Annotated in this window: 9 protein-coding genes, 1 pseudogene and 1 other annotated feature; of the genes and pseudogenes, 2 read left to right on the forward strand and 8 right to left on the reverse strand. The window is 52.6% G+C overall.

Annotated elements, in window-relative coordinates:
- From X474_RS15700 to X474_RS15735, 8 genes are all read right to left on the reverse strand, one after another.
- The gene (locus X474_RS15700; RefSeq protein WP_044350187.1) at nt 1-1074 is read right to left on the reverse strand and encodes a phosphotransacetylase family protein; all 1074 of its coding nucleotides are present in this window, start codon (nt 1072-1074) and stop codon (nt 1-3) included.
- Between the two features lies 1 nt (nt 1075).
- A complete protein-coding gene (gene acs, locus X474_RS15705; RefSeq protein WP_044350188.1) occupies nt 1076-3178 on the reverse strand; it encodes an acetate--CoA ligase alpha subunit in 2103 nt (700 codons plus the stop codon).
- A 474-nt stretch (nt 3179-3652) separates the two neighbouring features.
- A complete protein-coding gene (csgH, locus tag X474_RS15710; protein WP_044350189.1) occupies nt 3653-4036 on the reverse strand; it encodes a curli-like amyloid fiber formation chaperone CsgH in 384 nt (127 codons plus the stop codon).
- An 83-nt stretch (nt 4037-4119) separates the two neighbouring features.
- Nucleotides 4120-6504, reverse strand: coding sequence for a beta strand repeat-containing protein (locus X474_RS15715; RefSeq protein WP_044350190.1), 2385 nt, complete (start codon nt 6502-6504; stop codon nt 4120-4122).
- A 137-nt stretch (nt 6505-6641) separates the two neighbouring features.
- Nucleotides 6642-7589 carry a hypothetical protein gene (locus X474_RS15720; protein ID WP_044350191.1) on the reverse strand — a complete coding sequence of 316 codons (948 nt, stop codon included), beginning with the start codon at nt 7587-7589 and terminating at the stop codon, nt 6642-6644.
- Between the two features lie 4 nt (nt 7590-7593).
- A complete protein-coding gene (locus X474_RS15725; protein WP_197282141.1) occupies nt 7594-8922 on the reverse strand; it encodes a curli assembly protein CsgF in 1329 nt (442 codons plus the stop codon).
- 13 nt (nt 8923-8935) lie between these two features.
- A complete protein-coding gene (locus X474_RS25660; protein WP_082464416.1) occupies nt 8936-9277 on the reverse strand; it encodes a CsgE family curli-type amyloid fiber assembly protein in 342 nt (113 codons plus the stop codon).
- A gap of 863 nt (nt 9278-10140) precedes the next feature.
- Nucleotides 10141-10908 (reverse strand): helix-turn-helix transcriptional regulator, encoded by a 768-nt coding sequence (locus X474_RS15735; RefSeq protein ID WP_052515283.1) that lies wholly within the window; start codon nt 10906-10908, stop codon nt 10141-10143.
- A 598-nt stretch (nt 10909-11506) separates the two neighbouring features.
- Here X474_RS15735 and X474_RS27620 point away from each other — a divergent pair.
- Both X474_RS27620 and X474_RS27625 read left to right on the forward strand, forming a co-directional pair.
- Nucleotides 11507-11554, forward strand: a pseudogene (locus X474_RS27620) (hypothetical protein); the annotation flags it as partial.
- Nucleotides 11555-11634: 80 nt separating this feature from the next.
- Nucleotides 11635-11751, forward strand: a sequence feature (AL1L pseudoknot).
- On the forward strand, nt 11677-11916 hold the full coding sequence (locus tag X474_RS27625; protein WP_052515284.1) for a hypothetical protein: 240 nt from the start codon (nt 11677-11679) through the stop codon (nt 11914-11916). Its footprint overlaps the feature before it by 75 nt.
- Nucleotides 11917-12020: the final 104 nt, after the last annotated feature.

Raw genomic sequence — 12020 nt, forward strand, 5'->3', positions numbered from 1 at the left:
TTATTTCTTGGGCTTAATCCCCAGCGCCTGATAAAGGGCATCGAAATCAACACCTTCCTTTACCAGTTCGGTCGCCCGTTTAATCTTCTCGGGCTGGCTCAAGGAATCCCTCATGCCCGCGAACTCCAGACTGCGGGAAACCGTAAAGGTGTCTGCCCTCACCACCATGACCGGCACGTCATGCTCCTCTGCCCTGCTGATGATTATCTCGCTGGGATAGAAGTTGCCGGTCAGGATAAGGCAGGCGGCCCCTGCTTCAATGGCGGCCATTTGCATGTCCGGCCTGTCCCCGCCGACCAGGCAGGCAAAATCCCTGGCCCCGCCGAAAAAGCGGCTGGCATGCCCCACCTGCATGGCTCCGATAAAGAACCTCTTTATCATGCGGTCGGTATGACTGAAACCGGTCAGCGGTTTGGCCCCCAGGATCTCAGCCAGGACGCGAACCGAAACGGAACTCAAAAGATCGTCTTTGGGCAAAGCTCCCAGAACCTTGATACCCTGTTTGGCTAAAAACGGGGTCACCTGCTCCGTAAGGGCTGCGTTCATCTCCTGATCCACCGCGTTGATCACCACCCCGGCCAAGTTGTCCTTCAACCTGAGGGCCGCGCTCAAAAGGTCATCCAAGAAAAAGTCGTTTTCATAGCGGTCTATGATGATCACCTTGACTCCGGATTCCAGGGCCAGTTTATAACCGCCGACCCCGACCATGGCTCCCGAGCGCAGGGTTCCGGTCCCGCAGAGTAGAACCACGTCCCTGCCCTGGCCCATCTCTTCATACATGGCCTTTATCCTGGCCATATAGTCTTCCGAATGGCCGCGCAGTGCCTTGGCCACCAGATCCTGGGTGCGGACCACCGGGCAGCACTGGTCAGGGGTCTGGCCAAGCTCCAGGGTCTCATTCATGATCCAGGCGTCGCCGTCGGTATAGGTGTCGTCTATGGCCTGGGGATTGGACCCGTAGGGCTTCATCACCGCCAGAGACAGACCGTGGTTCATCATGTTCCTGGCCAGGCCCAGGCTGAACAAATTCTTTCCAGCAAAGGCCCTAACCGAGCCCACGTAAATCAATTTCATCTCACTCTTCTCCATTCGGCCGGCTTAGAGAAAGCCTGGCGTCCACCGCCATGGCGCCCTGGCCCCTGGGCAGGACCAGCAAGGGGTTGATATCCGCTTCCGAAACCTCGGGAAAATCCGTCACCAAAGATGCCAGGGAAAGTATGGCGTCTGAGAGCGCGGCCATGTCTGCCGGTGGCTCGCCGCGCACTCCTCGCAAAAGCGGGAAGGCGTTTATGCTCTTGACCATCTGATCTGCGTCTTCCCTGGTTATGGGGGCCACCTTGAAGGAAACATCCTTCATGACCTCCACATAGATGCCTCCCAGGCCGAACATGATCAGATGACCGAATTGGGGATCTTTGGTTACGCCCGCAATGGTCTCGCGTCCGCCTTGGACCATCTCCTGGACCAGAACTCCCCGCACCCAGGCGTTCGGCTTTAAGCGGCTCACCCGGCTGGTCATCTCCAAAAAGGCTCTGGCCACTTCATCCGGGGTTTTAAGCCCCACCTTGACTCCGCCCACATCCGATTTATGGCTGATGGCGGGCGAGTCTATCTTCATGACCACAGGGCAACCCAGCTTTTCGGCCGCTGCCGCGGCCTCGTCGCTGGTGGCGGCCGGTATGGATTGGGCCACGTTTATGCCATAGGCCTTAAAACACTCCCTGGCCTCGGTCTCTGACATCTCTCGCCGCTTGACCGCTCGCATTTCATTGATAATGCCCTGCACAACTTCTTTTTTACCCTCTACCAGGTCCGGGGGCTTGGGCTTGGTGTTAAGCCATTTGCGATATTGCATCATACCGGCCATGGCCTGCACCGCGTCTTCGGGGAAGTCATAGGCGGGCATGCCCTGCTCCATGCAGTATATGCGGCTTTCCTCAACCGAATGCCGTCCCATAAGCACACTGAATATGGGCTTATTGGTCTTTTCCTCGCAGATAAGCCTGGCCACCTCGCGGGGGTCCACCGTGGCTGTGGGTGAAAGAATCACCATCAACCCGTCCACGTTGGGGTCTTCGGCGGTTATGGACAGCGACCTGCCGTAAAGCTCGGCCGCGGCCCCGCCGGTTATATCCACCGGGTTGTATACCGAGGCTATCGACGGCAAAAAGGACCGCAGCTCATCCACGGTCTCGGGCCGAAGCCCGGCCATATGCATGCCCAGTTTTTCCACCGAGTCCGCGGCGATAATGCCCGGCCCCCCGGAGTTGGTGACTATCGCCATGGCAGGGCCTGCCAAAAGCGGCTGGCGAGCCAGGGCCTGGGCCAGGTTGAAGAGCTGGCGCACGGTATGCACCCTGAGCACCCCGCATTGGCTAAAGGCGGCTTCATAGGCTGCGTCCGCCCCGGCCAGGGCTCCGGTGTGACTGGAAGCGGCCTTGGCCCCGGCCGAGGTCACCCCGCTTTTTAAAAGCACCACCGGCTTTTTACGGGTGACCTCGGCGGCGGCCTTCATGAACTTTTTGCCGTCTTCCACCGCCTCCAGGTATCCCATGATAACCCGGGTGTCTTCGTCTTCGGCCAAAAGGTGCAGGATCTCGGTCTCGGTCAAGTCAACCTTGTTTCCCAGGCTTATGAACTTGGAAAAGCCAATGGCGTTATCCAAAGACCAGTCCAGAATAGCCAGGCACATGGCCCCCGACTGGGAAAAAAAGCCGATATGCCCCTTATTGGGCATGCCCGCCGCAAAACTGGCGTTAAGACCCTGGAATGAATCCATGATTCCCACGCAGTTTGGGCCGATGATCCTGACCCCGGTCTCTTGGCAGGCCTTGGCCAGGTCTTTTTCAAGCTGGGTTCCTTCGCCGCCGACCTCCTTGAATCCACTGGAGACCACTACGCAGGCCATGATGTTTTTTTGGGCCAGCTCATAGATGCTTGTCACCACCATGGCTGGGGCCACTGCCACCACTGCCAGGTCCACCTCATCGGGAAGTTGGTCTATGTTTTTAAAAACGGGAAGGCCCAATATCTCTTTTGCCTTGGGGTTTATGGGATAAACCCCTCCGTTGTAGCCGTAGTTCTTAAGGTTGGCCACAATGTCGTGACCCACCTTGCCGGGCTTGGTGGAAGCCCCTACCACAGCCACCCCTCTGGGGTTGAAAAAGGCTTTGAGCAAGGTAAACAGCTCCTTAGGATAATGAAGAAGGGATACGCCTTCAAAGGTGTATGGATACCTTTGATCACAATCAATTCTTATTCTAAACGAATCACATGGGAACAAGCAAGAAGATTGGGTTAACTATTCATCAATACAAGCTGTTTTTACTTAACTACCCCAAAAGCCCATGATTGGACAAACAAAAATCAACCCATTACAAAGGAATGGCTCCGGGTCCCAGGGGGGATGGCGGACCCGGAGCCATATGGAGAGGAACACGCCGCGCCTTAAGTACGCGACGCGCTTTGTGACTGATTTTTCAGTCACCAGAATCAACTAGCACTACACCTGCCCGGTTTCAGCCTCTGATATGAGACGTAAAAAAACAGCCGGGGAATTCGCCTACACCCCCCCAACCGTAAACCAATGGACCCGGCAAGTTTTTTAGTAAAAAAAGGAAAACCCTTTAAAAACAGATAAAACACGTTTGTTTTAAATACCCAGGGGGTGAAGCAGGGTTTCGCAGGCCACCAGGCGGCCCTGGTAAAAAACGCTTAAACAGAGTTCATAGGAATCTCCTGTATTAAAGCTTAAAACCAGTCTGCAAAGGGATTTGGTCTCTCCCTCACTGATAAAGACCCGGCCTGCCTGGGAACTGTTGGACCGGCCCGAAGCCCCGCTTTTTCTGACCTTTAAAAGATATCTGTACTCACCACTCTCCGGAGCCTGACAAAAGGGCACAACCTTGAGTTTGCCCTTTTCCTCGTTAAGCTCAAGCCAGGCTGGGGAATCCGGCTCCCCGGCCCTGCAATAACTCCCCGTCATAATAAAGGCAAAGGTAAAGAAGGTTATTATGAGGGAGTATTTCCAGTCCATGGCATGGTCCCCCGGTTATTTTTAAGGATAGAATCCGGCCCCGGAGCAGCCCGGGGCCGGACTTGATTGGAGGTTTGTTTGAATTAGTGCTGGATCACTGTGGCGCTGCAGCCAACCGCCATGGTCTGGTTCACATTGGCCAGACCCCAGGAACCGGTCTGCACCACCAGGGCGGAGTTCAGAGCGCCCTGCTGGGTAACATAAGCGCTATTGTCTGCATTAGCCTGCTCGACAAACGCGCTGTTCATGAAGCCGTCCTGGTCAATATCAGCGTACTGGGACAAACCAGCCTGCATCACCTGGGCCAAGTTGCCCACACCCGTCTGATTGATATCGGTTTCATCATCGACTCCAACCTGGGTGTTAAAGGCCGCGTTGGCGCTGCCCTGCTGCCAGATTTCGGAATCGTCGCCCGCACCCACCTGGCTATTGAAGGCCAGGTTTAATGCGCCGTCCTGATCTATGGCAGAGGTCTCGCCGGCTCCAAGTTGAATGTTAAAGGCCGCATTGGCAAGGCCGTTTTGGATTATGGAAGAATAATTACCGGAAATCACGAAGGGAACGGCTATGCCGGTCTGGTAGTTGAAAGCCAGGTTGCCGACGCCGGTCTGAGTAATCTCAGACTCATTGCCAAGCTGGAAGAGTAGGCCGCCTCCTTCTTGGTAGCTTATGGCCGCATTGGCGGCGCCGTCCTGGTCAATAGTGGATTTATTGCCGGTGCCAGAGCCTTCCTGAACGTTCAAGGCCAGGTTGGCCAAGCCGTTCTGGTCAATAGTGGATTCGTCGGATTCCCCTGTCTGCTCATTAAGGGCCAGGTTGAAAGAGCCCTCCTGGTTGATGGCGGAATCATTGTCATCACCAGACTGGTTGTTAAAGGCCGCGTTGGCAGCGCCGTCCTGGTAAATGGTGGAATCATTGCCATCACCGGACTGCTCACTGAGGGCCGCGTTGGCAGTGCCGCCCTGGACGATAGTGGAATCGTTGTATTCACCGGTCTGTTCATTGGAAGCGAAGTTAAAGGTGCCCGCCTGGTCTATGCTGGAAGTGTTTTCCTTGTTGAGCTGGTAGTTGTGGGCTTCGTTACCGGCGCCTGTTTGGTTTATCACCGAAAGGTTGCCTGCTGTGGGGGGCGTATATATTGGCCACCACCCGCCACTCCAACCGCCGGGAGTGCCGCCGCCGCGCTGGGTGTTGTAGGCCAGGTTTCCGGTTCCGCTCTGGTTGATGGTGGAGTCGTTGCCGGTGCCGGTGCCGGCCTGATCATTAAAGGCCTGGTTGGCAGCGCCGCCCTGGTCGATGGCGGAGACATCAGACCTACCGGTCTGCTCGTTTACGGCCAAGTTGAAGGAACCACCCTGGTTAATATCGGACTCGTTCTCATTGCCGGTCTGGGTGCTGTAAGCGGCATTTGCCGTGCCGCCCTGTCCGATATTGGATGCGTTGTCATCACCGGACTGGGTGTTATAAGCGGCATTTGCCGTGCCGCCCTGTCCGATAGTGGATGCGTTGTCATCACCGGACTGGGTGTTATAAGCCACATTGGCCGTGCCGCCCTGCCCGATAGTGGATGTGTTGTCATCACCGGACTGGGTGTTATAAGCCACATTGGCCGTGCCGCCCTGCCCGATAGTGGATGTGTTGTCATCACCGGACTGGGTGTTCGAGGCCAAATTGGCTGTACCGCCCTGCCCGATACTGGATTCATTGTCATCACCGGTTTGGCTGCTGAGGGCCAAATTCGCCACGCCGCTTTGGGTGATGGTGGAGTCGTTGTAATCACCGCTTTGGTTATTGTAAGCGAAATTCCAAGCGCCATCCTGCTCAATATCGGCAAAATTGAAATTACCTGACTGATCGCTGAAGATTGTATTTTGCACCCCTTCTTGAATGGCAGACAGGTAATCAGCATTACCCGACTGATAGCCTTCAATCTGGTTAAAGGCCGAACCAAACGGAGTCAACTTGCCCTGGCTCGCCTTGGCCTCGGAATCATTACCAGTTTGGCTGAGAAGGACACTGCTTTCCATCCCCTTCTGGTAGAAGGTAGCCAGATGGCCCTGATTTTCCTGCAAAATATCAGCATCATTGAAAAGGCCCCCCTGGAAGCCGGCGGCGTTCTGATTGATCCCGGTTTGCTTAATATTGGTGAAGTTAAAGCCGCCGGTCTGCAACACGCCCATGCGCCCCACGGAGCCATAAAACATCTCGCCGCCGAGCCAGGCCGCCTCAACCATATCGGCCACAGTGTTCCCAGAGCCGTTCTGCTCCACATTCACCGTGCCGGCAACACCAGTCTGCCCTGTTTCAACGAGGTTTTGCGCACCAGAGTTGTCATAGGTCTGGGTTATGTTGGCATCATTCAACGAGCCGGTCTGGTACACATTGGCCTCATTTGAATCGCCCGGGGCAGCAAAGGCATACCCCGCCACCATGGTCAGGCAGCATGCTATGGCTAGTACTTTTCTCACTTGGTCATCTCCTTTTTTAAAATGACACGTTTGATCCTTTGGAACGTTATCCCCTTGTTTTGTCCCGCCTTGGGTCAGCTTCCTTGCCGCCTGTGACCGGACTGACTCTAAACAATTGATTCAGGACAAGCTTGTTATTACGGATGAACCGTGATCACCGTCACCCCGGACGAATCACGCACCATGGAGATATGGCTGTCGCTTCCGAGCTGGGTGACTGAGGGCAAGGCTCCCCCGGCATGGGCCTCCACCTCGGCCAGGTTGTCATGGCCGAACTGGTTGATCCTGGCCTGACTGGGACCCGACCCAAACTGGCTTATGTAGGCCTCATTGTCGTAACCGCCCTGGTTGATGGTTGCCTGATGGCCGTAGCCCTCCTGGACGATCCCGGCAATATTGTCCAAACCCATCTGGTTGATCACAGCCAAAAGCGAATCACCGTCCTGACTGATTGCAGCCTGGCACCCAACCGCGTTGTTAAACTGGGCAAGCCCGGCCACATTGCCGCTGCCGGACTGGGTGATAAAGCTTTCCAGTAGAAGGCCCCTTTGACGCAACTCGGCCCGGTTTCTCTGACCGCCTGATGCATACTGATCCACCACGGCCAGGTTGCCGACACCGAACTGGGTGATCTCCGCCTCGGAGCCTTGACCGGTCTGGCTGACCTGTAGCCTGTTATCCCAGCCTGTCTGGCCGGCGCTGAGCCATGAGGCTGAGCCTGTCTGACTTATCTCGGCCTGGTTCGGGAGGCAGCCCAGGCTGAACTGGCTGAGGCCGGCCGTATGATAGGAGCCGTCTTGGCGAATCTGAAAATAGGCCGGACCCATACTGCGTTGATAAAAGGCCTGGTTGTTTGCTCCGCTCTGCTGGATCAACCCCCAAACAGCCCCAACCCCGGACTGTTCCAGGTTGGCCACCTGCCCGAGCCCCTGCTGCTCAACCTGCAGCCCACCCATGCCCTGGCCCGGGATATAAGACTCAAGCCAGGAGAGGTTCACAGGCCCGCTTGCAGGCTGCGCCTGTGCAACAGGTGCGCAAACCAGGCATAAGGCAGCTAAAATCAACCACAAAGCTAACTTTTTCATTACATTAACCTTTAATGCGGTCAGCCGGGATACTTGGCTTTTCCTTGCTTCTGCCCGCCTCTACCAAGTAATCCTGAATAACCTGGTTCTTCATTTGGTTGGGATCTTTCAGGGTCCAGAGGCCATCCACCACCCCTTCCACGATCAGGGCGATCACAGCCTTGTCAATGGCTGCGGCCACACAGAGCTGAGTGGGCTCGTTGGTGGTAAAGCCGCCTTCTATCTCCCAAAGGCGCTTAAAGGAAAGGAACCTGAAAAGACTGGCGTCCACTTTTTTGGAAAGAATCGTCTTGGTGGTGGAGACCGACTTTAAGATGCGACCGCTTCTGATATCCACGGCCCTTAAGTGCACACTCACCCGGTCCTGGCGATACTCAACCGAGCCGCCAAGCCCCCAGTAGCGGGCTCCCAGACCACCTGTGACGATATTGGTTTCATATGAGGTGATTCCGCCTTCCAGGAGAATATGGCCGTATTCCAAGGGCGGCAGCTTGACTGTACTTTTGGAGGCCTTTCCGTTTTCCTTGAGTGCGGCGCGAATAATCTTGCGCTCGGTCAGAAGATCCTGCAGACCTTCCCTTTCAACCGCTACGAACCAGCCCGAATCCTTAAGCGCCTGGATCAGCATGCTGGTGGCCCCCTGGGTCACGGCCGTGGAAAAGGAGCTCACTCCGGGCAGGGGCTTGTACTGACCGGTCTGGTCCCGGAAGCTGTAGAGCGAGACAGGGATCTTGCCTTTGGGCAAGGGCAAAGTCCGCAGTTGTTCATGGGTGTAGGGCACCTGAGTCAAGGTGGGCGCCTGGGTGGCAAACTCCTGCACCGGGGCAAAGCAACCGGTAAAGAAAAGAAGCAGAAAGGCGAGATAAATTAGAATTATTTTTTGCTTTATTTTTTTTGCGGCTTCACCTAAAAACTGTGGAGTGAGCATCTCTGTTTGCTCACTGGTAATATTATCTTTATGACGGATAACCACATTACCTAGATTCTCTTCCACATTGAGCTGGAAATCACCGATCATATAAGACCCCGTGAGCAGCCTCTTATCACCAAACATGTCGTAGGTGATGCGCTGGGAGATGGTGCTCAAGATCCTTTGGCACAGGGAGTCGCCGAACTGTCCGAAATTGCCTTTTTCCTCTTCAACAGCCGCGGGATCTTTCTGGTTGTTTTGAGCCTGAGCGTTATTCAGGAGATAAGACCCGTTTAAGGGATTACCGCCAAAATTCGGATTAACCGGCGTATAAACCAACTCAGTGGCTAGGGCTCCCCCACCCCATAAGCCGACGGCTAGAACCACGGCCAAGGCAAACACCTTTGATAACTTATTCTTCATTTGTTCCCCTCCATTATCTGAGACCATCCCCTTGTAAATCCGGATTCTCTTTTTCGCTTACGAATTCCCGCCTTACCAGATAAAGCAACGCAGCCTTGACTGCCTTTTTTACTGAACCTTCCAACCCATCACCCCTGCGAGATATTTGGGCTCTTAAAACCAGCTGATCATCTACAAAAACCATAATCACGCTGCCCCATTGGGGATCAACTTTTTCCGATATCAAAACATTGGGATCTCCAACATTCTGAGGCGGTATCCAGCGACTAGTAAACTTTCTATAAAACTCGTGACCTTGTCTACTTATTACACGACTAGTAACGATTCCCTTTAAACCTATTTCCTCATCCCCCAAGCATTTCCGCCTTCAAGCGAACAAGAAAACAATGCAATAATCAGTGCCAACATCACAGCAATACAAAAAGTATAGCGCACTATTTACTGTTTTATTTCAGATATTTATTCCCAAAAGTAATCTGCTGTTTTCTATTTTACTGTTTAATAATCAACAGAAAAAACTAACTATCTAAGATATAAAAACTTGGATTTATCAATTACTTTTAAAATTATCTCCCGATAAAACCAAGTTGCCCGTTTTTTCATGATCAAAATTTACATGTATTTATCCATATTTTTTTTGCGGAAACAATCCCAATTAAGCACCAATTTTTATAAAAGGAAATACCGGCCTTAAGGACCAAACAACTCCAGACTAACTTCATCCGGTGATATGGGTTTATTTTGGGTAGGTATTATGAAGAAGTGACTTACGTCTCATCCTGTATTATTAGTACTTTTTCCAAAGAAAACTCAATTGGGCATCATAGCGGCCTTTTCGCCTAATACCCGTTACCCTGCTGAGGAATATTCATATAAAAAAGCAATTAAAATAACTTTTTTTGAATGTATTTTACTCTGTGATACAGGCAGAAGGGTTATATAAAGCACTAAAAGACAGGTAAAAAATCTGGCAAAAAAGTACTGCTATTACCAGTCAAAATCTCGCCCGGCTTAACCGGACAATGAGAAGGATATTTCGTATTACATAGTTAAGTAGTGGCCATTAAATTGTAGGATTAACTTAAAAAACAAGAAAAAGCCGGAAGCGCCTGCCTGTTTGGCGGCGCTTCCGGCTTTAAAGCTTATCAGCCTTGGCGGTTGGAAAATTTTAATCACGGGAAAAAGACTAAAAAGCAGCCGGTCAGAACCGGATAAAATTTATGAATCCATCAACTCAGGAAGGTGTTCTGCGGCCCAGCGGGCTGCCTGCATGCGGTTTGAAACATTTATCTTCTGGTAAATATTGTAGATATGGGTTTTAACGGTGTGGACGCTTACAAAAAGCTGATCTGCGATATCCATATTGCTGCCTCCCCGGGTAAGGAGGTTCAGCACTTCGATTTCCCTTCTGGTCAGTAAAGTAGAATTTTTCTTGTTGGGAGAAAATGCTTCTGAGCTCTCCTCCAATACGCAGCGCTCCATTACCAGACGCGGGACCCACAACTCTCCGCCCACTATTTTAGATACTCCCCTTATCACATTATCCAAAGGATCACGCACGTAGAAAAACCCTTTGGCTCCCCGTTTCAGCGCCTGTTTCTCTATGTGTGTGCTTCGATCCAAGTCAAAGAGAGCCGCCGACACAGAAGCGCTCTTGGCCAGAGCCAGGTATTTAAAGACCTCGCCCTCGCTCAACCCGGCCACATCCAGGATCACCAGATCGCAATCTGAAATATCTCCTTCAGTGAGGCCGTTTTGCCCGGCCGCAAAGGAATACATGGTGCAGGTGGCTCCACCGTTTTGGGTTAAAAAGAAATGCAAAAGACTGTTTTTCAGTTCGCTGCGCCCCAGAGCCACCAAGCAGACATTGTCAAGAGGCTTAGAGTTGTTTACGTGGCTTTCATCTGACCCTTTCATGACAAGCTCCCCCTCCAGGCCGGTGCGTCGCGACACCGCCGGTTTGGACAGGTTCAAGATACTGCACATGAGTATCTCATACCTTTCAGCGTAAAAAAAGTTCAGTTCTTAGAATGTAGGGCTGGCGAGATAAATCGGGCGTGGCTGTCACACAAAACAACCCTAATTTGACTATCTCGAATGGGCAGCAGCTTAAGGAAAGCTGTGTTTTTAAACATTACTTTTTCCCAAATGGGATGTCAAGGCCAAAAATTAAAAAAAAGTATGGCCACATTTTTATAGAGCGGAGTTAGCAGACTAAACCTTTCCCTTTTTTTGATGCTATAAATTTGTCAAAAAACCCGTCTAAAATATCTTCACGGGCGAACTATTAAGGGTAACCTCTTAAAGTTTTTTGCCAAAATTTTTAGCCTAAAAACAAAAAATGTCTTTTTACAAACAACAAAGAAACGCTTTTTACTTTACTGAACCGCCCCGGGATTGCCGGAGACCTCAGAATTTGAGAGGATGGAGTCATGGAACAAGGCAAGAGATATCCCGAAGAGGTGAAGGATCGCGCTGTACGTATGGTGCTTGAGCACCAGGAGGAGTATGGCAAGCAGTGGTCAGCCATATCAGTTCGATAGCTCCCAAAGTGGGTTGCACCTGCGAGATCCTGCGGCGCTGGGTGAGGCAAGCCGAGCGTAATCAGGGTCTTCGCGCCGGTATGACAACATCAGAGCGTGAAGAGCTCAAGCAACTGAAACGTGAGAACCGTGAGCTACGGCGGGCTAATGAGATACTGCGCCAAGCGTCGGCGTTTTTCGCCCAGGCGGAGCTCGACCGCCTACGGAAGTGATGGTTTCCTTTATCGACACCCAGCGCCAGGTCCACGGGGTCGAGTCGATCTGTGCGATGCTGCCGATCGCCCCGCCGGTCTACTATGAGCACAAGGCCAGACAGGCCTATCTTAAGCGCCTGCCGAAAAGGGCCAAGCGGGATGGTTATCTGTGCACTGAGATACGCCGGGTGTGGAATGATAACTTCCAGGTTTATGGAGCGCGCAAGGCATGGCCCAGCTTCTTCGTGATGAAATAGAAGTGGCCCGGTGTACGGTGGAGTAATGGGTCTGACCGATGCAGTGAGGGGCATGAAGGTTAGGACCACCACGCCGGAAGACGTGAGACTGTCTTGTTTTCTGT

The organism is Dethiosulfatarculus sandiegensis, assembly GCF_000931935.2.
In the GTDB taxonomy this organism is placed as follows: Bacteria; Desulfobacterota; Desulfarculia; order Desulfarculales; family Desulfarculaceae; genus Dethiosulfatarculus; species Dethiosulfatarculus sandiegensis.